This is a genomic window from Flavobacteriales bacterium (assembly GCA_016704485.1).
Lineage (GTDB): Bacteria > Bacteroidota > Bacteroidia > Flavobacteriales_F > PHOS-HE28 > PHOS-HE28.
On sequence record JADJAA010000001.1, the window covers coordinates 902,673 to 928,006 of the forward strand.

The window sequence follows — 25,334 nt, forward strand, 5'->3', positions numbered from 1 at the left end:
CGTTCTGCTTTGGACTGCTGCGGTAGACCTTATTTCACGACCATTTGCAATGGCTCCGCAACACGTACCGTTGCACCTTCGCTAACGTTCTTCGCACCCTCATCGATGATCAGTTCGCCACCACGCAATGCGCCCGGTTGCGATGGGGCAATGCTCAAACTGCCTTTGTACTGGCTCAGGCGCTCCACCATCACTTTGCGTGCAATCGCTTCATCATTACGCGTCCTGTCCAGAATGAAAATGTAGTTATTACCGTCCACGTCCTGCAACACTGCACGTGCAGGTACTACCAACGCACTGTCGTTCTTTCCGTCCTGTATGCTGATGTCACTTAGGAGGTTCGGCCGCATGTATTTCTCTGCCTTCGGCACACGCACGGATACTTTGAACGTGCGATTCATGGGGTCGATGAACTGACTTACGTGTGCCAACTCTCCATCGAAGGTTTCATTCAGGCTTGGGAATGAAACTTTTACAGGTGCTCCTGTTTGGATCGTTCTCAGATAGCTCTCCGGAATATCCGCTTCCAACTGTACACCGCTCATTTACGACACGTGCTACGGGTTGCATCGGACTGGCCATATCGCCAACGCGCAACATGATCTCATCCACCTGCCCGCTGAAAGGAGCTGTAATGTTGCTCAAGCGTTGTTGTTCGCGCATCGCGGCAAGGCCAGCTTCAGCCTGTTCCATTTGCGACTTGATCTGCAAGAACTCCATCTCACTACCGATCTGCTGATCCCACAATTGTTTTTGTTTGTTGTAAGGCCGTACGCGCCAATTCCATGCCTGTTTCGGCTTGGGCGATCTGCTTTGCTACAATGTCATTATCAATGCTTACAAGCAATTGGCCCGCACTCACCTTGTCTCCCGCTTTCACAAGAACACGACGGACGCGACCGCCTTGCTGTGCGAAAAGTGCAGCGGACTCATCCGCTTTTACCACACCATGTACATCGACGTAATGCGAAAAGGAGCCGGCTTTGACCTCAGCGGATGTTACCGTGTTCAGGTTGCGGCGCACCGTGCTGTCGTTCTCCGCCAACCAGGTCTCGATGTCCTTGATCTGTGTACCCAATTCCGCATACTTCACCTTCAGTGAATCACGCTCTGCGCGCTTGCGGTCCAGGTCGCTCTTATCTGGCGCGGATCCGCAGGAAGCCAAGAGGATCGTTAGTGCGACCGTGATCGCTATTGTAATGATCGGGTGTTTCATTGTGTAGTTGGGAAATTCGATTGCGGTGATAAGTTGTTCTGCGTAGTGCTTTTCGCAACGGTGCCGCGAAAGCACATGTGCACGTAGTTGGTCCGTTGATTCAATAGAGATCCAGTGACTTTCTGAGATCTGCGCGCGCCATCAACAATTCAACCATCCGTTGGATGTACATCTGCTGAGCCATTAGATAGTTGCCTTGTTCTTGTGTGTATTCGAAACTGCTTGCACTTCCGGTATTGAACTTGATCGTGGTACGGTCCATGATCTTCTTGCTCAACTCCATGCTCTTCTCCTCCGTCAACAGATTGTCCATTGCTGTGCGCGCTTGTGATCTGCTTTGTTCGGCCATTGCGATCAGGCGCTGCTCGGTTGCTGTTTGATTCACCTTGGCCTGTTCAATTGCGATCTTGGTCTGCTTGGCCTTTTGGATACGACTACCACTGCTGAAGATGGGCACGTTCAATTGCAGACCCCAAAGTGTGGTGGGATAGAACTGGTATTGGCCACCGGGATCGAACGTAGGTCCGTTCCATACTTGGCTGTGTTGCAAAAAACCACCCAATGAGGGAAGTGCTTTGACCACATCATTCTTGTGTTCCAGAACGCTTAGTCCAACGATCGTGTTCGCCGCCTGTAGTTCGATATGCGAGGAGGCTACCAATTCCTGCTCGCTCAAACTGGTCTCGTTCGGGTCTTTCAGTATATTCTCCAATTCATCCGTAAGGATCAATGGTGTACCTTGTGGTGTGCCCATGGTCAGAGCCAATAGCATACGCGCCACATTCGCTTGTTGCTCAAAATTCCGCTGCTGAGCGCGAGCTTGTTCCAACTGGATGTTGATCCGGTCCACATCGGTCTGCTCCAGAAAACCGGCTTCGAAGGTGGCCGTCACCTCGTTCAAACTTTTCTCCAATAGCGGTAGGCTTTCACCGATCAACCGGATCCCTTCTTCAGCCGCCAATACACCGAAGTATGCCTTGGCCGTCTGGTTCCGCGCATCAGCCTGTGCTTTTTCCAGCTCTTGCTGGCTTTGGACCCTCAACTCCATTGCCGCCTTCAATCCCACGAGGTAGGAACCATCAAATATCAATTGGTTCAGCGATAGGCCGGCATTCATACTCCATGGCACACCGAATTGTACAGGAAGCAGCTCCGGCGCTCCACTGCCAGGGGGGCTAAAGAAATTCGGGATCAACTGCGTAGGAACATCAATGAAGTTCTGCAGCTGTACTGAACCATTGATCTGTGGCAGACCAACAGCGGCTATTTCCTTGCTCCGATGAATGGACTTTTCCGCTTCCAGCGCACTTGCCTGTACGGCGTAACTCTGTTTCGCTGCTAGATCCAGCGCTTGTTGAAGGCTAAGGCTCAAAGGGCCCTGTGCCTTCGCGCCAATGCTCGTCAGGGCTACTAGGCCCAGGGTTAACCATACTCGATGGATCATGATCTTAATGCCTTTTTGCTCGGGGAGATATCGCGTTCCTTCTTAACTTTCTTGGTCAAATACTTCAGACCTTTATCACTGGCCATGCCGCGAACGTGGTAGCGGAACAATTCCCAGATCACATCTTCAAAGCGATACTTCTCCTTCGGAAAGAGTATACCATCGAAGATCGCATCGAACCGGGAGATGTAGATGCGCGCGATCACATCAACATTCAGGTCATCCCTGTACAAGCCATCCTTCACTCCTTTCTGCATGTTACCGGTAACACACTTGTAGATGTCCTCGCGTTCGTTGCGTTGCAACAATGCCCACGCCTCTGGATGATATTTTTCCAGATCGAAGTGAATGCTCGGATGCATCTCACCAATTTGGGCAGCAACAAAACGGGTGATCTCGAAATTCTCGTCGATCGCGTTATGGCCTTGTTCACAAATGCCTGTGATGCACGTGTGGTGATGCGAACAGATATGACCCACAACGCGCGATACCAATTCGTTCTTGTCCTTCACGAACTGGTACAATGTCTTCTTGCTGATCCGCAAATGCTGCGCGATATCATCCATGTTCACGCTCCGGATACCGAGGCGCATGAATACCTTGGATGATTGATCGATGATCTGTATTTCTTTCTCGTCCATGATGACAGCGGGTGCAAATGTAGGAAACGAAATCAACACGGAAACGTTTCCGACTAAATAATGTTTCTACCGTTTATCACGGATCCGTGCCGTTCGTCCACCGCGCATCTTGAGGTCATCCCACCTTGACCAATTATTCTTTACCAAAAAGCACTCCTGGAAGTTTCCCTTCGTCCCGTTCAATAGAACCAACACCCTCACACATCCTTTGCATCACTCATGTTGCGCAGGTCTCGCGTCTTGACTTCGCATTTTTTCAATCTGAACAGGCGTAATGTGAGAACACGTTGTTCGCGCTTGCGATGCCGACATGTCATTCACTGTTCCCCAGGGGAAGGGTGCATTGTTACAATTGAGGGCCAATGGTCGGATGCAGAAAGGGGCCAGCGCAGAACGAAAAGGGAGTTTGAACGGATCAGCGGGTCAGGTGGAGATCCACGATCGCCGTGCGCACAGGCAGCTTTCCCATGGAACTAGACAACAGTGTGGATCCAATGCAGGGCCCATCCCTGAATATGCAATTGGATCTCTACTGCGTATCCAATATTAAGGTCAACCGTACAGTCGTCCCACTCTCACTTTCCATTCTGATGTCTGCTCCGATCCGCTTTGCGCGTTCGCGCATATTCTGTAGCCCATGTCCGCCCTTATCGGTCGGATCGAACCCTACGCCATTGTCCTGCAAGACATAGAGTACCCGTCTATCATCGGTATGAAAGGTTACCGCGATATGCGTTGCTTTTGCATATTTGATAGCATTATTCAGTGACTCGCGTACGATCATGTAGACATCACGTTTCGTAGCCGGATCAAGTATGCTGTCTTCGCCGGTGTGAACGCAATCAACAACGTGTGGAACTTGGCTCAATTTCAGCATGCGCTCACAATGGGAACGTACGCGATCGGTAAGGCCTGCCATCGAATCGTGGTTGTGATCAATGGCCCAAACAATATCACCTAACGAGCGGTTTGCTTCACCGGCTATTCGCTCCAGGTCAACAGTAACAGCAGTTAATTGGCTGGAATATGGTTGGGCCATTGCTTTTGCTTCGCCACTGAGCATCACCAGTTTCGTGAGCTCACTTCCTAATTGGTCATGGACATCGCGGGCTATGTGCGTACGCACTTCCAATGCTTCTCGTTTCTTTTCACTGGAGACCAGTTGCGCCTGTGCATTCAGGATCACACTATTCGTGCGCTTCAATATCCGCGATCGCCACCAATATGAGATCAGCAGTAAGGCAAGAAGCACACCTATTCCCCCTAATGCCCAAAGTCTTTTCCACTGGGTACCGATCTCTTGTGCATGGAATATGGATCGTTGCTGATCCGCTACAACATACTTTAAACTATCGTTGATCGCTCGCTGTTCGTAAGCATATCGAAAGTTGTTACGAAGTACTTCGCGTATGTTCTCTTCGCGAACCAAACTGTCATTCAAGAAAACAAATTCCTCGTATGCTTTCAGCGCGAGCTCTGGTTTGTGCAATGCTTTCAGGGTGCGATAGCGCAACTCTGCTGCATCACGTTGCAGGATCACCCAATCAGCATCGACGGCTGCTTCTCTTGCACGGTCCAACAACTTGTATGCATCCTGTACTCGACCCAGGTCGAGGTATACGAGACCCATGCTGTTCAGTATGGTGGAATACCCAAAGGCCACTTCCGCTTCTAAAGCAATACCCTCGCCTTCTTTCAAATAAACAAGTGCATTTTCGGGTTTCTTCCGTATACGAAGAATGCGACCTAGCTCAGCAAGGCATTCCACCACGCCTCGCTTGTCATCTATCTGCCGACGGATGACGAGTGACCGATCGCAATAGCGAAAGGCCGAATCCAGCTGGCCCAATTCCGTGTAGCACGCTCCGATCTCGTGCAATGCCCTTGCTTGGGAATGTTGCTGGCCGATGGAATCCGCGATCGCTGCGGCTTCCTGCATATGGACCAGAGCCGCAGGGTAGTCGCCTTGGTTCATCATGATGGCGCCCAAATTGATCTTACCAGCAACAATTCCGCCCTGGTCGTTCATCGCATGCAATATCCGTAGACCATCATTGATGTGATCTACCGCCTTTGCATTATCACTGCGTGCCATGTGTATGGTTCCAATGGCATTCAGGTCGTTCGCCCAACCTAGGCTATCGCCCAGTTCGATGTGGACCTGCATCCCCTCGTTGATCATCGCTAAAGCCGTGTCCTTCGAGCCAAGAAAGGAATACATGTTAGCCATGTTCGTTAGCACATCGGCCGCCCCTTCCCGCTCTCCCGCCTCCACATAGCTCGCATGTGCCTTGGACATATATTCCAATGCCTTTCTGGGTTGACCGTGCACATACCAGACCACACCCATTAAACTCAATGCATTGCCTTCATACTTCAATAACCCCTTCCTTCGGGCCTCTCCAAGCATATGCTCCGCCATTAGGAATGCAGTGTCCGGCTCACTATAGACATAACCGTCCCAGATCAGGTCGTAGTAAGCTCCAAAACGTACCGTGTCGGGCAACTCTGTGTTATCCCAGATCCGTTGCAACGAATCCAGTTCGGTTTGAGCATGGCAGCTGTTCGTGATGGACCATACCAGGCATAAAGTACACACTGACCGTATTGCAGATCGCATTAGTCCGTACGATGCAACATGCTTTGTTGGGTGCTTCCCGATCATAGTCTCTGTAAGAATACTACCATTCCTATTATCATACATCAATTACCCAATAATTATGACGAGGGCCACCCACTAGAGAAGCCGTCATCAATAGTTCTAAGCTGTTGGTCCTTGCTACATTGCCCGTTGCCCATCCCAAAGGATACGCTGCCGCCTATATGATGAAGTATGAAACATCGCAACAGTAGTACGTGGATTTCCTGAACAGCCATACCAGAGTGCAACAAGCTGCGCGCGTCCAGACAAATGTTCAGGTCGGTGTTTCCGCAGTTACCAACCGGTATGTGATGACCAACACTCCGACGATGGAGGCCCTTGGTCGGAACGGCATCCGATGCGGCGGGACCATCGATCCGAACAGCAGCACTACGTTCTATTGAGATGCGAACGTGAACAGTATCGGCAGGAGGAAGCCCTGAACCAACTCGTTCAACCCGCGATCAATTCCGTGCTGAGATCGGTTCTTAGAATTTCGCGATCATGGAACATGGGACAGCTGATGATAGTTGGACCATACTACCCATGTGTTATTTACATTGCCTGCTAGCGTGTCTTTCTTTGTGCTCCATACTTTCGGCACTTACCCTATGAACTATCGCATCTCTGCCTTGCTGTATCTGCTATTCGTAGCGGCTTATTCGCAAGCTCAAAGTACCGTTGCAGACAGCCTCTCCGCTCTTGCGCGAACCTGTTCAGCCAAGAACAACATGCAGGACACGGCCTGTTTAAGGCTGATCAACATTACTGCGCGGGCATGGTTCAAGGAACAAGAGCTAGATAGTTCTCTTGCTTGGGCTGAACGCTCCGAAGCGCTCGCTGAGGCTATGGCACGAACTCTTCCCGATGGAACACTTGATCCACACCGGATGATGAATGAAAAACTGCTGAGCATGGCGAATTATTTCGCCTCACGTTATCCAGAAAGTATCTCGCACGCATTGAAATTGGAACAGATAGCAACACGAATGGGCGATACAGCGACGCAAGCCGCCGCGATGAATTACCAAGGTTACTGCTATCGCGGAATGGGCGAGAACCGACGCGCGTACAACATCACGTTGAAAGCAGTTCGGTTATTGGAGCAACTCCCACCCGGGCCGGACCTTAGCAATGCGTATGATGGGATCGCCGTATTGTGCAAAGACCTGAACTTAACGGATAGTGCAAAATATTATCAACGCCTTGCTATAGCCACCCCGAACGACAACCCAGGAAATACTTCCAATAGCTTATTGGCCATGGCTGAGTATCACATGGACGAAAGCACCATGGACTCAGCCGCCTACTATATTGCCAAAGCAGAGCAACTTGTCCAAGGTCAAAGCCCCGTTTCCATCGCCCATTTCTACGGCATGCGTGGCAAGGTGCGATTCTTTCAACATGAATATGACGCAGCGCTAGCAGATCTGCACATAGCGGACTCCATTTCCACAGCCATGGAGAACAACTATGAACTTACCTACATCCATCAATTGCAAAGTCTGTGCTTAGCAGGACTTGGTGGTACCAAAAATGCATTTGATATGGGCACCAAAGCAATGAATGCACTGGTTGCCGATATGGATATTGCCAAAGCCCAGGAACTGACCGAGACGCGCATGCGTTACGAGCAAGAACAGAAAGACGCTTTGACCCGGTTGGAACATGACAAAGTAAAGAACCAACGCCTGTTCGCGGTGCTTGGAGCGTTGCTACTTGCCGCTATTGCTGCCTTGCTCTGGAATGGTGCCAGACGCAGCCGCGCAAGCGCGAGAATGTTACACGTGAAAAATGAGGAATTGATAAGTACCCATCAAGATCTTATACGCACGGAGAAAGCGCTCTCCACACAAGCCGTGCGCACACATGTAGCGCAAGACATCCACGACGAACTCGGTAGCCAGCTGACCAAGATCAGCCTGTTGAGCCGCGAAGCAAATTACGCGCGCACTAAGAACCCGGAAGAACTGAGAGAACTTTTGGCTTCCATTGATCGAATTGCAATGAACACGGGAAGCACACTAAGTGATGTGGTCTGGAACACCGATCCGCACAACGACAAGATCTCTTCATTGATCGATCGTACGAAAGAACATGCCCAGCGGATGTTGCATGATACGGGTATCAAATTGTACTTCGAACAACCAACGATCACGACGGACCGCGACGTACCTCCCGATTGGCGAAGGAATGCAATTCACATTGTGAAGGAGGCGATCAACAATGCGTTGAAATACGCGAAGGCCTCTGAACTTCATTTAGCTGTTGCGCTAGAAAATGACCAGTTCATTTTGGAGTTCAGGGATAACGGAAAGGGGTTTGATAGTGCAACAGCACGAAACGGAAATGGATTGGGAAATATGCGTGATCGCGCGGAGCGTGTTGGCGGCACATTTACACTCACTTCAGACGCTGAAGGAACCAGGATCAAGGCGGTGTTGCCTTTACCGTGAGTGAATTCAGTTCTTCAATGCCCTTTCGGATATACTTTCCGGATGGCTTCCATGCGCGAGCTGACGTGTAGCTTGCTGTAGATCTTGCGCACGTGTACACGAACTGTTTCCGTACTGATCTCAGCTTTCGCGGCGATCTCTTTATACATCATTCCAGCCGCCAGACCATCGAGGATGTATTTCTCGCGTTCGGTGAGCAGTTCGTCGTTGATACGCTGCTGGCTTTCCTGCTGAAAGCTATTCACGACCAATCTTGCAATTGTACTGTTCATGGGCGAGCCACCTTGATGGATATCATGAATTGACGCTTCCAACTCCTCGCTCGTTGTGCTTTTCAATAAGTAGCCTGTTGCTCCTGCGCACAGTGCTTGAAAGATGTATGCCGGGTTCTCAAAGATCGTAAGCATCAGGAACTGGATCTCCGGACGCGCAGTCTTCGCGGCACGCACCGTATCGATGCCATTGGTACCCGGCATGTTGATGTCCATAAGCACCACGTTCACGTCGCAGTCCGTTAAGGCTCCAAGAAAATCATCTCCGGACACGAATGTCCGCACCATTTTCATGCCCTCCGTACGTTCTACGCGCCGACGCAACAACTCCCGTAATTCGGAGTCGTCTTCTACGATCGCGATGCGCACAGGACCCTTTCCCATGGCACCAATGTACAGCATGGATCCAATTCCTATCCATTCCTGATGGATCAAACGGACGAAGGCCACCCGGTATGGCAGCCTTCATCCATCCATCATTTCGTTCTCAACGACCTTGTTCCAATCGTACGATCCGCTCTTGCAATTGCTCGATCATTGCTTGTTGTGATTCGATCAACGCTTGTTGCTCTTGCATGCCTTTTACTAGAGGTACAACGAATTCCGAATACCGTAATGCGTACATATCGTTCTCGTCGACAGGTTTTACAACGGCACTGAAATCATAGCCCAATTCATCCGCAGCCTTTTCCACTTCCTGAGCAAGGAAACCGGTGAATCGGATCGCGGCTTTTTGGTCACGGGCAGCGACCATATCCGGGTGCGGGGGTTGAAGAACGGCGTTCCCATTCTGGTCATAGCGCATGTCCTCCTTCAGGAATGCCGCCATCTTGTGTGCATCGAAGTTGTAGGTCACGGGGCGCAGTTTCATGATCAGGTCGATGCCATGCACATCTTCCTGGATATTGCGTTTGAAGCGCGCATCACTTGCGGGGGCGAATGGTACGGCACCGATGATGGTCGATACAGAGCTATTTCCTACACGCACTTGGTTGCCTGCAGTGCAGCTAGCCCCGCTACCCAATGCGGTGGTGTTGCTACGGGTCGCTGCATTCGGACCAGCCCCGGACCCAATGGCCGTGTTGAAACTGCCGCTTGAATTGCTGAACATGGCACCTATACCTACGGCGGTGTTGTCACCCCCGGCGGTATTCAGGTAGAGTGCCTCGTTTCCTACGGCCGTGTTTCCCGATCCCGTGCTGGAGATTTGAAGTGCGTTCGCTCCTATAGCCGTATTGTAGTTCGCCAGATTGGTGTATAGGCTTCGGTGGCCGAGCGCTGTGTTCTGGAACCCGGAAACAACGGAATAGAGCGACTTACTTCCCACTGCTGTATTGAAGAATCCAGCTGGCGGATTGGTTCCCGGCTCGCCTCCTGGAACGTAAGGAGCCAATCCATTGGCATTGTTGAAGAGTGCACTGTCTCCAATGGCGACGAGGTTGCCTCGATTCAGGTTCTGTTGGAGCGCTCGTATACCGATGGCCACGTTGGAGTTGCCGATCGTGTTAACACGTAATGCATTCCAGCCAATAGCCACATTGTTGGAGCCAGTTGTGGTGGTGTATTGTGCTGCAGAACCTATCGCGACATTGCGTTGGCCGGTGGAGTTCGTGTACAAAGCGCGGTAACCGAAAGCTGCATTGCTAATGCCCGTGGTGGTATTGTACATGCTACCGGTACCCATTGCGGTGTTCCCATTTGCAGATGTGTTCTTGTAGAGGGATTGGTAACCAACTGCGGTGTTCCAGTACCCGTCCGTATTGTTTCGAAGGGCTTGACAGCCGAAGGCACTGTTGAGAGGCCCGGTGGTGTTAGCCCGTAAAGCCATATTGCCAAGTGCGGTTGTTCCGCTTGTGGTATCGACACTAAGGAGACCAGACGGAATATTTCCTACTCTGAAGGCCAAGGATTGTATATCCGTGGTGCCAACGAAGTTGGTAGTTGGCGTAGTGCCTGTATTACCTAGAAGTGCCCAGCCGCTTCCACCACCTGAAGGGCCGGTGGGACCGACTAGCGAAACGCCTGCTCCCCAAGCTCCTGCCGTCTTCGGTCCATACAAGAAATTCGTGGCTGTGTTGATGTAGAAGTCTCCATTAGCGCCAGTGCCTGGTGCGGGATTGATGGCCCCATTGAGCACGGTCTTCCCATCTAGGCCATCGTCGCCGTCCGTGCCATTAGTACCCGGCGTTCCAGGCAGACCTGTTGTGCCTTGTGGGCCTGTTGCCCCGGTGGCGCCATCGGTACCCGGTGTTCCTTGTGGGCCTTGTGCACCTGTGTTACCCTGAGGGCCTGTTGCACCGACTGCGCCATTCGTACCCGGTGTACCTGGGGTACCTTGCGGACCAGTTAGACCGATGGGGCCCTGTGGACCCGTTGCGCCTGTAGCGCCCGGTGTGCCCGGTGTTCCTTGTGGACCAGTTGCTCCTATGGCTCCGTTATTCCCTTGTGGTCCGACTGCGCCTTGCGGACCAGTTGCTCCCGTTGCTCCAGCCGGGCCGGCGGGACCTTGGATGGAACCCACATTTTGCCAACTATTCGTGTTGCTACTCCATACAAATAGGTCGCCGTTCACTAACCATGCATCGCCAACACCACCCGTTGCAGGCAATTGGTTGATGTTGGTGAATGACCCTAAGATCGTTACTCCAGTACCATCGGCACCAGTAGATCCCGGAACGCCTTGCGCGCCGGCTGGACCAGCAGGACCTTGTGCGCCAGTTGCACCTGGTGTGCCAGCAGGACCTTGTGCCCCCGTTGGTCCCGCAGGGCCGGGCGTACCGCCGTTCTCAGCGTACAATGCATAAGGCACACTCAGTAATTCTGCGGTACCCATTGCAGTTCCGTTCAACGATGTTTTCACGAAGTATGGACCAGCGCTCCAATCGATGTTCGCGAAGTTGCCGGTGATCACTGTGCCGCCACCTAGTGCTACTTGCGCAAGGCCGATCGTTGTAGTTGTTATGTTGTGTACTTCGCTGTAGACCACAAGACCTGTTGAAGTGTTCTGCCGAACTTCCAATCCAAGTGTGCCAGCGGTATTTGCTTGTGGTACGCCGTTCGCATCGCGCAATACGGCTTGGTAATTCATGCGCTGTGGCGCTTGCCCGAACAACGTTGCAGCGAGTACGAAACCCGCTAAGGTGAGGAAGAGATTTTTCATGAGTTCAAAGCGTTATTATAATGCGAAATGTTTGTCTGCTGAGGTCGATCGTATCGTCTACGATCAGGTTGTAGTTGCCACTTTTCAGGTTCGCAACATCGAGTGTGGTGAGGCTGTTGTTCAAGTTGCCATAAAGTATGAGTTTCCCGGCTGCATCATATACTGTGTAGTTGTGATGCGCGTTGCTTGGCAACTGAATGTTCAGGTCTTGGCGCGTAGGGTTCGGGTAGACATTGATCGCTGCTTCGGGAGCTGCGGTACTGATGCCTACTTCGACATCGGCCCAAGGTTGTTCGAATCCTTGTGTGAGTGTATTCGACCCGGAACCAACCGTCCCCACGACCGGTTCACCGATGTTGTATTCGATGCGGTTGGTCGAACTGTTGAGTTCACCGCCCGCGCTACCTATGGTCATTTGGCCATAGGCAAAGCAAGGTGCGAACAAGAAAAGTAGAAGCGGGGGCTTGATCATGTTCTTTGTGGTTTGGCGAGCTGGAGAGGATGATACCCTTTCATAGAACGAAGTAACTGAGATCAAAAAGGGTAAACAATAACACGTTGGTAGTATGCGTCGCTCCTTGAACCATCTTTTCAAAACTGTTGATGGACATGATGAAATGCACACTGGTGCGAGCTGAAATTGCGCTGTTGCGAACCCACCGAAAAGCTGGACAGCACTTGCCAGTCATGCAACTCGCATTCCAGAACCAAGGAAGGTTACGCGGTTGTTCATCACCCGAATAGAAGTATGGCCCACCTTGCACCGTAGCGCTTCCGCTGAACTGCACCGGCTTCTGGTCCTTGATGTTGCTCAGATCCTGAGCACAAACACAGCCGCCGCACATGATAAGAACAACCATTATGATCGAGCGGATCCGGTCTACCGGGAGATAGGTGCGGGCTTGGCACATGGCGGTTCGCAACAGGGGTCTTTTGCTCGAACAAAGCACGGGTACTCGATCATGCCAACCTATACCACATTAGGGTTAGGGGGGTATTGATGGATAGGGATAGGTGTTCCGGTCCCCTTGTCGTAGCTCGGGATGACAGGCCAGGTATGATCTGGCGATTGGTGGTCCTAACGAATTGATGGTGATCCGAAGGATCTCCATGCCTTGGAACACCGCCCGAACGGATCGATGTGGCTCGTCCGTGGAGAATTCATCTAAGCACATTCGAGGTTGTCTGTGCATCTTTGCGGACCATTAAAATACACCGCAGGTCAGCGCACTGGTCTGATCAACTAATTTCTGATCTTCCGATCACTATGCATTCCATAAAAGAAGTCCTCGAGAACGAAGTACTAACGGGCCAACACGTAACCGTTGCGGGTTGGATACGCACCTTCCGAAATGATCGGTTCATTGCGTTGAATGATGGGAGTACGATCCTGAATCTGCAATGCGTCATCAACCAAGATGAAGTGGATGAAAATACACGCGCTCGTTTTACCACAAGCGCCGCTGTGAAGTGTACCGGAGAGTTGATCGCATCGCAAGGCAGCGGCCAACGCGTAGAAATGAAAGTGACCTCGGTCGAGGTGTTGGGTGATAGCGATGCGACCAAGTATCCGATCCAACCGAAAAAACACTCGCTGGAATTCTTGCGCGAGAATGCGCATCTGCGTTTCCGTACCAATACGTACAGCGCCATTTTCCGTATGCGGCACCAAGTAAGTTTTGGGATACACGAGTATTTCGATCGCGAGGGATACAACTATTTCCACAGCCCGATCATTACCGCCAGCGATGCCGAAGGTGCTGGGGAAATGTTCCGCGTAAGTGTGCTCGATCCAAAGACACCGCCATTGAATGACGCAGGTGAAGTGAATTTCAAAGAAGACTTCTTCGGTGCTGAAAGTCGGCTTACCGTCAGCGGCCAATTGCAAGCTGAACTCGCTGCGCTTGCATTAGGCAAAGTGTACACCTTCGGACCAACATTCCGTGCAGAGAACAGCAACACCACACGCCACCTTGCCGAGTTCTGGATGATCGAACCAGAAGCCGCATTCATGGACCTAAAAGGAGACATGGACCTGGCAGAAGGCTTGTGCAAACATTTGATCGCGCGTGTGCTCAAGAACAGCATTGACGATCTGCAATTCCTCGATGCACGTTTGAAAGAAGAGGAAGCAACCAAGCCCCAAGCGCAACGAAGCGATATGGGGCTGATCGAGCGTTTACAATTCGTGTTGGAAAATCCATTCGAGCGGATCACGTACGACGATGCGATCAATATTCTCCTGCGCAGCAAACCGTACCAGAAAAAGCAGTTCCAATTCCCGGTGGAATGGGGCATCGATCTACAAAGCGAACACGAACGTTACTTGGTAGAAAAGCATTTCAAAAAGCCGGTGATCGTAACGGGCTACCCCGCGAAGATCAAAGCCTTCTACATGCGCACCAATGCGCCCGGCGACTTCGGGTACAGCGAAAATGGTAAGACCGTCGCTGCCATGGATGTGCTCTTCCCCGGCATCGGTGAGATCATCGGTGGCAGCCAACGAGAAGAACGACTAGACGTGTTGGAAGCCCGCATGAAGGACATGAATGTACCCGCCGATGAACTCGATTGGTATCTGGACACGCGTCGCTTTGGAACAGTGCCGCACGCTGGCTTTGGACTTGGCTTGGAGCGCTTTGTTTTGTTCGTAACGGGTATGGGGAATATCCGGGATGTGATCCCTTTTCCGAGAACGCCGGGGAGTGCGGAGTTCTAAATTGCTCATTCATCCGCGAACAGAACCAAGGGTAGCTTTGTTATAACTCATCATGAAGATCTACCATCTAGCTAATTGTGGCACCTGTAAGCGCATTCTCGCGGAGATCCCGAAGCTGAAGCGCTTCGAGCTGCAAGAGATCAAAACGCAGCCCATCACCGGCGATCAACTGGACGAACTACGATCCATGGCAGGAAGCTATGAGGCACTGTTCAGCAAGATCGCCATGAAGTACCGGAGCATGGGGCTCAATGAGATGAAGCTGACCGAGAAGGACTTCCGCAAGTACATCTTGGAAGAGTACACCTTCTTGAAACGCCCCGTGATCGTTATCGGAAATGAGATCTTCGTTGGCAGTGCGCCGAAGACCGTGAAGGCAATGATGGAGGCGGCGAAGTAGTGGACGGCCCTGTCCGATTCCACCATTGCAGACCTGCTTTAGTGCTGCTACATAGCGTGGCGGGCAACTTCCGGAATTACGACTGGCAGGCGACCTAGCATACCTTGATCATTGCGAATGAAGCACGATCAGTCTTACAAACATCCGTCACTAGCAGTTGATGGTTCATAGTGCAGTCCACCCAACTATGCGTTAGCATAATGAGCGATGAGAACCAACGCGTTGAACTGCGCAGCGAATACGGTAGTGAGAACATCCAACGCGCACGTGCGGTCGGCTTGGAGTTCGATGCGGTCCAAGCCATTCAATACAAAGAGATATAAAAACAGAACGTGATCCACAACGGTTTTGACACGTTGCTATCCTATACCCATTAGTGGGTATTGTACAGGGCAGTAGAAGGTCGTCCATTTGTGTTCGTGGCAAGGTTCGAACAATTTGAATGGACCAAGCACCCACCAAGCAAAGATGCTCCCCCTTTCAATAAAAAACCGTCAACAGCATTGGCCAAGGCTTCTACAGCATTTAGTATTCACGTGTGTCCTGGTGCAGATGGTACTGTTCTCCGGGACCGTTCAAGCCCAACCCAATGGGTTGGACAGCTTGAAGTATGCAGCATCGAACACTTTGGCACCCGACTCATTGCGTGCTCAGGCTTTGGGAAACCTCGTCAAAGGATTCGCCGGAATGGGTATGGAAGACAGTGCGCTGGTAACTGCCCGCGAACTTGTTCGCTTCTGCACGCGGATCAAAGCCACCGAACGCATTATGCTAGCCAAAGGAATGCTTGGAAAATTGCATGGCATGGTCGGAGCTTATGATAGCGCGCGTTACTATTTGGAGGCAGTACGTGACCACCACCATACACTCACGAATACGACCCAAGAATCCGAAGCCGAGCTTTCCATAGGGTTGAGCTACCACCTTCAGGGCTATTATCCACAAGCTATTACCCATTGCATGAAAGGGATACGACTTGCCGAGGATATAATGGATACAGCAACTCTTTCGCACGGCTATGTTAACCTATCTGCCATCTATGTTGATGTGCAGCAACCGGATCAAGCGATCATTCCATTGGAAAAGGCCATAGTCCTGATGCGTGCAACGCGAAACCCTCGCATTCGCAATGCCTTGGCACAAATGGGCATAGTCCATAATATGAAAGGGGACCATGTGATCGCGCTTCAATTCTTGGAAGAATCCCTTGCGTTGTCCTTGAAGGACGGCGACATGCAATCGGCCTCCCGTATACTCAATGACATGGGCAACACACAGCGCGAATTGCTCCGCTACCCGGAGGCTCTCGCCAGCTTCTCTCAGGCCGCAACGCTCACCCGATCGTCCTACACCCTCATCCAGAATAAGATCGGCGAAGGGGCCACCCACATCGCAATGGGCAATGCAAATAAGGCCATCCCATTGCTGAAAGAAGCGGCGGAAATGGCCAAGGTGGACGATGACCTGGCAGATGAGGCGGCTGCGTATAAGGAGCTGTCCATGGCATACACGGACTTAGGTAATACTGAGAAGGCTTTTCAGGTCTTCAAACAACACATCGTACTGCGCGATTCGCTCATAAGCAAGGAGAACACACGCGAGATGACGCGCGTAGAGATGAACTACACGTTCGAAAAGACACAGCTCGCCGACAGCTTGTCCAATGAAGCCGAAAAAGAACAAACCCGATCGGAGAACCTAACGATCCTGACCAAAGAAAAGAACCGTAGAGATCTATTGTTACTTTCAGGTATCGGCTTGTTGGTATTCGCAGGAGGCCTCGGACATAGGCTTCGCGAAACACGAAGATCGCGTGCGGCTATCCAAAAAGAAAAAGACATCAGCGAAGGACTTTTGCTCAACATCCTGCCCGCAGAAGTTGCCGCAGAACTCAAGGCCAAAGGCGAGGCCGCTGCCGTGCAGATCGATCTGGTCACCGTGCTCTTCACCGACTTCAAAGGCTTCACCGCGCTCAGCGAAATACTCAGTCCACGCGAATTGGTAAAGGATCTCAATGAATGCTTCAGCGGTTTTGATCGTATAACCGGAGAATACGGCATTGAGAAGATAAAAACCTTCGGTGATGCCTATATGGCCGCCGGAGGCTTGCCCACACCCAACGCCACACACGCCAGCGATGTGGTACAAGCTGCTTTGGAAATGCGCGACTTCGTGGCCAAAGAAAAGGCACGCAAGATCGCGGCTGGGCTGCCCTTCTTCGAGGTCCGTATCGGCATTCACACCGGACCAGTGGTAGCAGGTATCGTGGGCGTGAAGAAATTCCAATACGACATCTGGGGCGATACGGTGAACACGGCAAGCCGCATGGAATCATCAGGGGAAGTTGGGCAAGTGAACATTAGTGAAGCGACCCATGAATTGGTGAAGGACGAGCCGGGTCTATCATTCACCTCCCGTGGAAAAGTGCAGACCAAGGGGAAGGGAGAAATGGAAATGTACTTCGTGAAAAGGATCTGAAACGGAGGATGTCCTTATTCGGAAATATATCTGCTTTTCCTTAGTCATGAAGATTACAGAATTCCGCATTTTGATCACGCTAATGGTCTTTCTGCGGTTATGTTCCGTAGACGGGAAACCAACGAGTGATTCAGCATTCAGTACCATCAACAGATTTCCAAATGTTGTGGAGACCGCAAGGCCGGTGAGCACAGAGTCCGTCCACGATCGCCGATTCACACTGAACAATAAAAGGCTGAAGGAAGTTGACTCTTACGTACAGGTCTGGACCGAGCCGAACATCCCTATGGACCTTCCCTCGGTCCGGGCCGCATCAACGAGTGCAAACTGGCGGTACTTAATCCAGGTCCGGGACAGTTTGAAGAACCTTTCCAACACCTCGATCTGGCAACGGTTGGTCCTCTTCAATGACCGGGACCAGGAGGCCCTCCTTTATTTTTCCCTGCCGCCGTGCGATACGGTGGTGACGTATCAGACACTTGGTCCTGAGGAAGAGCGGACAGAGGTCAGCGGAAACCTCTTTCCAAACCGGGGACCGATATTCGCCAGGACGCACTCCCTTTTGATCCGGATCGCGGCCGGCGCTTCAGATACGATATTCATCCGCACGACCGTAGGGTCGAGAGGATACTATCCGTATTTCGGCTTGCACGGCGCGCTGAAGATGTCCGGTCGGATGGCGCATGCGAACTATTGGCAGGGACTTTTCGCAGGATTGATGTTGCTCCTGATCGTGTACAACCTCGTCCTTTATTTTACGATGCGGGATCGTGCTTATCTCGCCTTCATCGTATTCCTCGTGGGCTTGCTTCTTTACTATGGGGTGACTCAGGACGTGATCGGTGTCATCGTGTTCCAGGGCCATACCATAAGTACCAACATGCTGATCCTAGTAAGTGTACTGATGTTGGTATGGGGCAGCTTCGGACTGATGTATTACTACATCGGTCCACAACTTCATTTCCCCCGCCTATACAGGCTGTTGCTCATCGTTGCGATCCTCTATACCATCCTCCAAGCCATTTCCAGCTTGATACCCTCCCTACTGTTCCACCCCTTGAATACGCTGACTGACTCGACGGTTATGGCGTACATACTGTTGTCCGCGGTACTTCAGATACTCATAGCTGCTAAGGGAAGCATTCAAGCACGGCTATTTCTGTTATCGACCCTGCCATATTTGGTCGCTGTGCTCTACCAGACCTTTGCTACCCTGTATTACGTCCGAGCGGGTAATGCCGCTATTGCCACGCAAATGGCCATGGCCTTCCAGGTGCTTCTGTTCTCCGTGGCCATCGGTTACCGTATTAGTGCTATCCGGAAAGACAAGGAATTAGCGCAAGCTCAGGCCCTACATGCTTTCATGGAGAACGAACGGATCATAACGGAACACAACCGCACATTGGAATACAAAGTGACACTGCGGACCGTAGAGCTTTCACACCGCAACGCGGAACTTGACCTGGCCCGTAAACGATCGGACGAGCTGCTTTTGAACATCTTGCCCGAGGAGGTGATGCTGGAATTGAAGGAGCACGGTGCCGCCGAGGCGAAACAGCACGACAACGTCACTATCTTATTCACGGACTTCAAAGGCTTTACGGAAGCCAGTGAGAAACTCAGCCCCCAAGCGCTGTTGGAGGAACTGAACTCCTGCTTCAAGGTATTCGATGACATCATCACTAAGTACGGTATCGAAAAGATCAAGACCATCGGAGATGCATACATGTGCGCAGGCGGCCTGCCTGAACCAAGGTCGTCATCTGTGATCGATGTTGTCCACGCCGCCTTGGAAATGCAAGCTTTCATCGGCAAACGGGAATATGCTCGGCATCAGCAAGGATTACAGGCATTCGCCATGCGCGTGGGCATCCACACCGGCCCCGTCGTTGCCGGTATAGTGGGCGTGAAGAAGTTCCAATACGACATCTGGGGCGATACGGTGAACACGGCAAGCCGCATGGAATCATCAGGGGAAGTTGGGCAAGTGAACATTAGTGAAGCGACCCATGAATTGGTGAAGGACGAGCCGGGTCTATCATTCACCTCCCGTGGAAAAGTGCAGACCAAGGGGAAGGGAGAAATGGAAATGTACTTCGTGAAAAGGATCTGAATTCCAGCTAGGCAGCATTTGTGAGTCCAAGCACAGAGGACACTGATAGGTAGAAGAAATCTCACAGTCGCAACCACAGGAACCCACGAATGATCATAAGAAGTAAGATTCCCTTAGGCAGCAATTTCACCCGAGTGATATTCCGGTGCACTAAAACATGCGCTGTCCTCAACAACAACTCGATATACTCAGTTCGTATTATTTCGGATACGCAGGACAGCAGGTCATCACATGTCTTTAGACGCAGCCACAGAAAAGGTTTTGTGGAAAGAAAGATAGAATGCGAATGCGTTCGATCCTTACCGATGAATTCCTTTCTCACATTCTCTCTAGCTTTTTTCACTGATCACCATCCTTACATTTTTCTGCGATGAAAAGACCATACCTTCCTGTCTCTCTCTCCTCGCAACTTCCTATCGCTGGTTTGTATGTTCGTATCCATCGTTCTGAAGGCAACGAGCCTGACCCTTCCGTCTTCTGGGTTTTAGCCCTCACTATCATTAAGTCACTCGCCCTGCTCTCCTTTCTCTGCGCCACTTGCGCCCGCGATCCGATCCCGACCGGTTTGTTGCCTTTCGGTATCGCTTTACGAACAACCGTATCCCGCTGATCCACCAACCCACAAACAACCATGCGCACTGTATCCCACTTCCTTTTTTCCCTCGTCCTTTTCCCGATCCTTTTCACCGCCTGCACCACCGGGCGCGACATCTCCGTGCAGATGCCCGCGGAAATAGCGGTGCCCACCATGGCCAGCCGCATGGTGCTGATGGACCGCACTGCGCCCAGGAGCGGGTTCTCCAATGCCTTCGAGAGCATGGCCAGCCGCGAATCAGGGATGGACCGGGACCTGGGCCAGCGCATGAATACCGTGCTGAAGGAAGCGTTGCTCCCCCTTGGCCGCTTTGATGTGGTGATCGAACCGGGCCGCTTCGTCGGATCCGGTACAGGTGTACTTCCCGAACCCTTGTCCTGGGATACCATCATCCAGGTGTGCTCCCGGAACGAGGCCGACATACTAGTGGCGCTGGAAGCGTTGGATACCGACGTGAACATTGACGTGCAGGAACGCACCGTACAGAACATTAACAGCAACGGGAAGCCGAGCGGTCCACCCAAGGTGGAGTTCCAGGCCAAGCGCAAGACCACGGTGAGGTACGGTTGGCGCGTGTACGATGGCCGTGCGAAGACCATCACCGATATGTTTTATGACAAGTCCGTGGCCCATGATGAATATGTGGACCGCACCAAGCAGCTTGCCAAGCAAGGCATGCCGGACAAGCAGTTAGTGGTGGAGGGAATGGCCTTGGGCGCCGCCAAGCGCTACGCCGAGCGCTTCGCGCCCACCTCGGCCACGGTTAGGCGCAAGCTCTACACGGGCGGTGATCGACGCCTGAGCGATGCGAACGTCCACATCGGCCGCAACGACTGGCAATCTGCGATGCACATCTGGGAGTCCATGCTCACTGATCCCGAGGTGAAGTTGCGCGGCAAGGCCTGCTACAACATCGCCGTGGCGAACGAAGTGCTGGGTGACCTGCCCAAGGCCCGGGAGTGCGCCGAGCGCGCCACCACCGAATTCGGGAACAAATGGGGCAAGGACTACGCCGCAGAGCTGGACGTGCGTATGAAGAACGAGATGCGCGCCAGAATGGAGACCGAACAGATGGGGGCGGAGTGATCCAGATGCAAGGCGCGAGAGGACAACACATTTCTTTAGACTCAGCCACAGAAAAGGTTTGACGGAAAGGAGAAATAGTCGGCACGAACACTACTTGTTTTCTATGGCGTACTACTAAAGTGGTATTGTAGCAGGGCAATGACCGACGGTACTTCGCAGACGAAAAAATACCTTGCTACCTGAAGTCCATAGATTACTTTCGATACGAAAAGCAACCATGCTAACTCCATTGCCCACCATGAAACAGATACTCTCCCTACTTATTTTCTGCGCTAGTTATTCAACAGTATTGGCGCAGCCCGGCTATCTGGATACCAACTTTGGCGACGGCGGCACTGTGGTGGTGCCACACTTGGCCAGCGGGTTGGATGACCGAGCCACGTGTGTATTGGTGCAGCCGGACCAGACGATCTTGGTGGCTGCACGATCTTTTAATGGCACTACCTGGGACCTTGCTCTTCTTCGTTTCAACGAAGATGGTACAACGGACCCAAGCTTCGGAAACAACGGCGCGATCATCCACAGTTTTGGAGATGGTAACGAGATCGCGTCTTCAATTGCTTTGGACGTTCAAGGCAGGATCCTCGTTTGTGGAACGGCGTATAGCGATGTGGCTAACACCACTTCAGACATATTCATCGCTCGGTTCTTGGCCAATGGAAACTTAGATGGTTCATTCAATGATGGTTCCGGATTTCTTATCCGTAGCGTACACCAAACAGAAGATGGTGAGCAAGGTCATGTTGTGATCGCACAGCCAGATGGAAAGATCATGATGGTAGGACAAACCGGCCCGAGCCTGTATCCTGAGATCCTTCACGAACGCTACCTGGAAGACGGCACGTTGGATAGTACACTTGAAGGCGATGGGTCCTCTTTGCCTTATACAGGTACCAGCCGGGCACACGCCCTTGCTGGCAAATTGGACGGGAACGGCAATCTGTTGCTCGCTGGCTATGCAAGCCTGATCGGTTCCTCAGAAAGAAAGATGCTACTGTTCTCGATCAACCCCGATGGTAGCATAACGAACGACTTCGGTGCGAGCAACGGAGTTACGCTGAATACTGCGGAAAGCAACACTAATCTAGCTTACGCTATTGCGATCACCCCTAACGGAAATGTGCTTCTGGGGGGTGTGCGCATAGGCGATAGGTCAGAACAAATGATCTCGCGCTACACAGCAGATGGCCTTGTCGATAACTCATTCGGCACTGATGGTAGCGTTTTCCTCAATACCACGACACCCTATAGCGATGTTGTCAATGATATTCTTGTTGACAGCGATGGTAAGATCCTCGTAGCTGGCTCTTTCGGTAATGCCATGCAAGGTAGGAACTGGGTCGTGTCGCGATTGAATGCCGACGGTAGCTATGATCTAACCTTCAACATGACCGGGTCCAACGTGAGTACTACCGACGATGGAGATGCAGATTGCGTTCAGTTAGCACTTTTCAGCAACGATAAGATCCTTGGTGCAGGTTGGGCAAGAGTGGATGGAAATAACCACATCGTGTTGCGTAAATACCTGAAGGATATAAGTACATCCGTGGAACCCGATCAAGTTCGTTCGTTGCTTAGTGCCTTCCCGAACCCAACTGATCAGAACATCATGGTTACTTTTACCTTACAACACGAAGACAAGATCGCTCTTCGCCTGTTGGATGCACAAGGTCGCATCGTGCAACAAGCTATCTCAGGCAGATCATTCGCGGAAGGCGAACACCGCATCAACGTGGACCTTGAGCAACTTCCTGAAGGTCTTTATGAACTCGATCTGCGTGGTACCGAACATCGTTGGACGACCCGTATCGTTAAGAACTAATTCTCTTCAGCCCGGCAGGACGCGCGTCAAACGATCATCCTATTTTCTGATCGTTTGATCTTTACAATGCGCATCCAACCAATCAAAGACGGTCTTGTGCCACTGCATGCTATTCTGTGGTTTCAGCACCCAATGATTCTCATCCGGGAAGCGTAGGAATTCTGATTCGACATTCTTTGCCTGAAGTGCAGAGAACACGCCGATGCCTTGCGCCAACGGTATGCGATAGTCCTTGTCCGAGTGGATCACCAACATGGGCACCGACCAAACTTTCACGTGTAGCGCAGGATTGAATTCATCGTACTTCGCTGGGTTCTCGTACACGTCCGCTCCGCCGGATTCCCATTGCGAGAACCAGAATTCTTCCGTGGTATAGGCCATTGAACGTGTATCGAAAACTCCGTTGTGTGTTACCAAACATTTCCACGGTGCTTTCCAATTGCCGGCGATCCAATTCACCATGAATCCGCCGTAGGATGCACCCAATGCACCAGCGCGATCACCATCCAAGAACGAATAGGTTTTCAACGCATGTGCCCACCCTTTTTGCAGGTCCTCCAACGGACGGTCGCCCCAATGATCGGAGATCGCATCGGTGAACGCTTGGCCATAACCTGTTGATCCGTGGAAGTCGATCATGACCACTGCATACCCTTCACCAGCGTAGGTCTGTGGGTTCCAGCGGAAACTCCAACCATCACCGAAACTGCCTTGTGGTCCGCCATGGATCAAGAATGCTACCGGGTACTTTTTGCCTTCGACATAACCTGTTGGTTTGATCACATAGCCGTGCACCGTTTCTTCATTCCATCCTTTGAAATTGAATTGCTCGAAGGCTCCGAACTCCTTGTTCTTCAAACTTGCATTCACGTTCGTTAATGTCGTTGCTCCTTCATCGATCATCTTGGCTTTGGGAGCTGCCGCGTAGATCTGTGTAGGGCTATTCAAGCCACTCTTCTGGAAAACGAATCCGGTCGGTGTTTGGTGCACTGCATCGAAATGACCACCCGTACTTTGAGGAGTAACGGCACCCGTTTTCACATCGACCTTGAACAACCGTGTCGTGCCCACATCACCAGCGATCACGTACAAGCTTTTTCCATCGGTGCTCCATTGCATTCCATCTACGCTGCGATCCCAATTCGAAGCAAGCGGTGTTACTTTCCCCGAGGCAATATCGCGCAACTGGATCTCGAACCGATCAGCTTCGAAACCCGGACGCTTCATGGCCTTGTACGCAAGTGTCTTTCCGTCGGGCGATACGACAGGCGTGGCATCCCATGCCGGGTTCGCTTCGGTCAAGTTCATGTTCTTCCCACCGGTAATTGGCACACTGAAGATATCGAAGTTGGTGCTCCACGGCTCGGTTGTTCCAGCAAAGCGCGCAGCGAAATAAACCGTCCTTGAATCCGGCGAAATGAAAAAGTCCTCTGCACCACCCCATGGCTTCGACGGAACGTCGCCATCGAAGCCGGGCATCAGCGCAACGGGTGGTGTACTGCCATCCATTGGCACGTAGTACAAGTGGTTGCGTGTTCCATCGGCCCACGTATCCCAATGCCGCACGAACAATTTCGTGTACACCATTCCCGATGACTTATCCGCAGCACGTGCTTTGTTCTTGGTAACAGTACACGTGATCGCATCATCCTTGCACGCTTCATCGATCGCTAACGAAACGACAATGCCTTTCCCATCCGGTGTGATCCGGTACGCGGCAATGTCCAATGGAAGTCGTGTTACTTGTTCGGCCTTCGCGCCGCTGACATCGGTCTTCCAAAGTTGTGTTGTGCCCCCTTCACCACGGCCACTTAAAAAGTAGAGCTGCTTGCCATCCTGCGACCATGATGCATCAAATGCACCGCCTTCACTTACACCCAATTTCACTTCTGGAACTGCCGGTTTCATAAGGTCCTTCAACCAGAATGTGGAAACACCTTTGTTGTTCTCCATATCGGTGGCGCGCACATTGAACGCCGCGTAATGCCCTGTTGGATCCACCGCGACACCGCCGATGCGATCTAGCATCAGCATGTCCTGGTATGTGAAGGGTGTGGTTTGGGCGGTAGCGGAAAGCAGCGCACTAAATGCAATTACGGAACTGACGGAACGGAGCATTGGTTTCATGGAATTGTCTTTTTGAATCCTAAGAACACGTAATGTTCAAACCTGATCTGAGCGCCAAGATACGCGTCGTGCGACATGCAAGGATCGCCAGGAACAACGCAAAAACCCCACCCGGCGGAAGAGTCTCCGTAGGTGGGGTTTCGCATTTCGGTTTTCTATCAAGT

19 protein-coding genes are annotated in these 25,334 nt (G+C 51.8%); 8 read left to right on the forward strand and 11 right to left on the reverse strand.

The window, feature by feature from the left end:
* Positions 1-29: 29 nt before the first annotated feature.
* From IPF95_03890 to IPF95_03915, 6 genes are all read right to left on the reverse strand, one after another.
* Entirely contained in the window at positions 30-545 is a 516-nt protein-coding gene (locus IPF95_03890) for an efflux RND transporter periplasmic adaptor subunit (protein MBK6473836.1), read from the reverse strand.
* Positions 448-747, reverse strand: a complete 300-nt coding sequence (locus tag IPF95_03895) for a hypothetical protein (GenBank protein MBK6473837.1) — start codon at positions 745-747, stop codon at positions 448-450. The genes IPF95_03890 and IPF95_03895 overlap by 98 nt, the downstream gene beginning before the upstream one ends.
* Complete coding sequence (locus tag IPF95_03900) at positions 725-1,216, reverse strand: biotin/lipoyl-binding protein (GenBank protein ID MBK6473838.1); 492 nt, start codon at positions 1,214-1,216, stop codon at positions 725-727. The genes IPF95_03895 and IPF95_03900 overlap by 23 nt, the downstream gene beginning before the upstream one ends.
* Before the next feature lie 100 nt (positions 1,217-1,316).
* Complete coding sequence (locus IPF95_03905; GenBank protein ID MBK6473839.1) at positions 1,317-2,660, reverse strand: TolC family protein; 1,344 nt, start codon at positions 2,658-2,660, stop codon at positions 1,317-1,319.
* Positions 2,657-3,301: a TetR/AcrR family transcriptional regulator gene (locus IPF95_03910; protein MBK6473840.1), complete on the reverse strand. Its 645-nt coding sequence runs from the start codon at positions 3,299-3,301 to the stop codon at positions 2,657-2,659. The genes IPF95_03905 and IPF95_03910 overlap by 4 nt, the downstream gene beginning before the upstream one ends.
* 529 nt (positions 3,302-3,830) lie before the next feature.
* A complete protein-coding gene (locus IPF95_03915; GenBank protein ID MBK6473841.1) occupies positions 3,831-5,921 on the reverse strand; it encodes a tetratricopeptide repeat protein in 2,091 nt (696 codons plus the stop codon).
* A gap of 236 nt (positions 5,922-6,157) precedes the next feature.
* Between IPF95_03915 and IPF95_03920 the strand changes: the two genes are divergently transcribed.
* Together IPF95_03920 and IPF95_03925 are read left to right on the forward strand one after the other, a co-directional pair.
* Entirely contained in the window at positions 6,158-6,346 is a 189-nt protein-coding gene (locus tag IPF95_03920) for a hypothetical protein (GenBank protein ID MBK6473842.1), read from the forward strand.
* A gap of 207 nt (positions 6,347-6,553) precedes the next feature.
* Positions 6,554-8,398 carry a hypothetical protein gene (locus IPF95_03925; GenBank protein MBK6473843.1) on the forward strand — a complete coding sequence of 615 codons (1,845 nt, stop codon included), beginning with the start codon at positions 6,554-6,556 and terminating at the stop codon, positions 8,396-8,398.
* Positions 8,399-8,412: 14 nt separating this feature from the next.
* Here IPF95_03925 and IPF95_03930 read toward each other — a convergent pair whose 3' ends face one another.
* The 4 genes from IPF95_03930 to IPF95_03945 form a co-directional block, all read right to left on the reverse strand.
* A complete protein-coding gene (locus tag IPF95_03930; protein ID MBK6473844.1) occupies positions 8,413-9,072 on the reverse strand; it encodes a response regulator transcription factor in 660 nt (219 codons plus the stop codon).
* 85 nt (positions 9,073-9,157) lie between these two features.
* Positions 9,158-11,830: a tail fiber domain-containing protein gene (locus IPF95_03935; GenBank protein ID MBK6473845.1), complete on the reverse strand. Its 2,673-nt coding sequence runs from the start codon at positions 11,828-11,830 to the stop codon at positions 9,158-9,160.
* Between the two features lie 4 nt (positions 11,831-11,834).
* Positions 11,835-12,302 carry a T9SS type A sorting domain-containing protein gene (locus IPF95_03940; protein ID MBK6473846.1) on the reverse strand — a complete coding sequence of 156 codons (468 nt, stop codon included), beginning with the start codon at positions 12,300-12,302 and terminating at the stop codon, positions 11,835-11,837.
* Positions 12,303-12,342: 40 nt separating this feature from the next.
* Entirely contained in the window at positions 12,343-12,741 is a 399-nt protein-coding gene (locus tag IPF95_03945) for a hypothetical protein (GenBank protein ID MBK6473847.1), read from the reverse strand.
* Between the two features lie 356 nt (positions 12,742-13,097).
* On the opposite strand from IPF95_03945, the gene asnS reads away from it, so the two are divergent.
* The 6 genes from asnS to IPF95_03975 all read left to right on the forward strand — a co-directional run bounded on the left by asnS (position 13,098) and on the right by IPF95_03975 (position 23,043).
* Positions 13,098-14,549, forward strand: coding sequence for an asparagine--tRNA ligase (gene asnS, locus IPF95_03950; protein ID MBK6473848.1), 1,452 nt, complete (start codon positions 13,098-13,100; stop codon positions 14,547-14,549).
* Between the two features lie 49 nt (positions 14,550-14,598).
* Positions 14,599-14,949, forward strand: a complete 351-nt coding sequence (locus tag IPF95_03955) for a hypothetical protein (GenBank protein MBK6473849.1) — start codon at positions 14,599-14,601, stop codon at positions 14,947-14,949.
* Between the two features lie 552 nt (positions 14,950-15,501).
* Positions 15,502-17,427 (forward strand): tetratricopeptide repeat protein, encoded by a 1,926-nt coding sequence (locus IPF95_03960; protein MBK6473850.1) that lies wholly within the window; start codon positions 15,502-15,504, stop codon positions 17,425-17,427.
* 46 nt (positions 17,428-17,473) lie between these two features.
* A complete protein-coding gene (locus tag IPF95_03965) occupies positions 17,474-19,540 on the forward strand; it encodes a hypothetical protein (protein ID MBK6473851.1) in 2,067 nt (688 codons plus the stop codon).
* Positions 19,541-20,171: 631 nt separating this feature from the next.
* Positions 20,172-21,221, forward strand: a complete 1,050-nt coding sequence (locus tag IPF95_03970; GenBank protein MBK6473852.1) for a hypothetical protein — start codon at positions 20,172-20,174, stop codon at positions 21,219-21,221.
* A gap of 238 nt (positions 21,222-21,459) precedes the next feature.
* Positions 21,460-23,043 (forward strand): T9SS type A sorting domain-containing protein, encoded by a 1,584-nt coding sequence (locus IPF95_03975; GenBank protein MBK6473853.1) that lies wholly within the window; start codon positions 21,460-21,462, stop codon positions 23,041-23,043.
* 39 nt (positions 23,044-23,082) lie between these two features.
* On the opposite strand, the gene IPF95_03980 is transcribed toward IPF95_03975, so the two are convergent.
* Entirely contained in the window at positions 23,083-25,170 is a 2,088-nt protein-coding gene (locus tag IPF95_03980) for a S9 family peptidase (protein MBK6473854.1), read from the reverse strand.
* Positions 25,171-25,334: the final 164 nt, after the last annotated feature.

Coding starts and splice junctions, on each gene's coding strand:
- IPF95_03890 (MBK6473836.1), bottom strand. CDS start 545: ATGAGCGGTGTACAGTTGGAAGCGGATATTCCGGAGAGCTATCTGAGA.
- IPF95_03900 (MBK6473838.1), bottom strand. CDS start 1,216: ATGAAACACCCGATCATTACAATAGCGATCACGGTCGCACTAACGATC.
- IPF95_03905 (MBK6473839.1), bottom strand. CDS start 2,660: ATGATCCATCGAGTATGGTTAACCCTGGGCCTAGTAGCCCTGACGAGC.
- IPF95_03910 (MBK6473840.1), bottom strand. CDS start 3,301: ATGGACGAGAAAGAAATACAGATCATCGATCAATCATCCAAGGTATTC.
- IPF95_03915 (MBK6473841.1), bottom strand. CDS start 5,921: ATGCGATCTGCAATACGGTCAGTGTGTACTTTATGCCTGGTATGGTCC.
- IPF95_03925 (MBK6473843.1), top strand. CDS start 6,554: ATGAACTATCGCATCTCTGCCTTGCTGTATCTGCTATTCGTAGCGGCT.
- IPF95_03930 (MBK6473844.1), bottom strand. CDS start 9,072: ATGCTGTACATTGGTGCCATGGGAAAGGGTCCTGTGCGCATCGCGATC.
- IPF95_03935 (MBK6473845.1), bottom strand. CDS start 11,830: ATGAAAAATCTCTTCCTCACCTTAGCGGGTTTCGTACTCGCTGCAACG.
- IPF95_03940 (MBK6473846.1), bottom strand. CDS start 12,302: ATGATCAAGCCCCCGCTTCTACTTTTCTTGTTCGCACCTTGCTTTGCC.
- IPF95_03945 (MBK6473847.1), bottom strand. CDS start 12,741: ATGTGCCAAGCCCGCACCTATCTCCCGGTAGACCGGATCCGCTCGATC.
- asnS (MBK6473848.1), top strand. CDS start 13,098: ATGCATTCCATAAAAGAAGTCCTCGAGAACGAAGTACTAACGGGCCAA.
- IPF95_03960 (MBK6473850.1), top strand. CDS start 15,502: ATGGTACTGTTCTCCGGGACCGTTCAAGCCCAACCCAATGGGTTGGAC.
- IPF95_03965 (MBK6473851.1), top strand. CDS start 17,474: ATGAAGATTACAGAATTCCGCATTTTGATCACGCTAATGGTCTTTCTG.
- IPF95_03970 (MBK6473852.1), top strand. CDS start 20,172: ATGCGCACTGTATCCCACTTCCTTTTTTCCCTCGTCCTTTTCCCGATC.
- IPF95_03975 (MBK6473853.1), top strand. CDS start 21,460: ATGAAACAGATACTCTCCCTACTTATTTTCTGCGCTAGTTATTCAACA.
- IPF95_03980 (MBK6473854.1), bottom strand. CDS start 25,170: ATGAAACCAATGCTCCGTTCCGTCAGTTCCGTAATTGCATTTAGTGCG.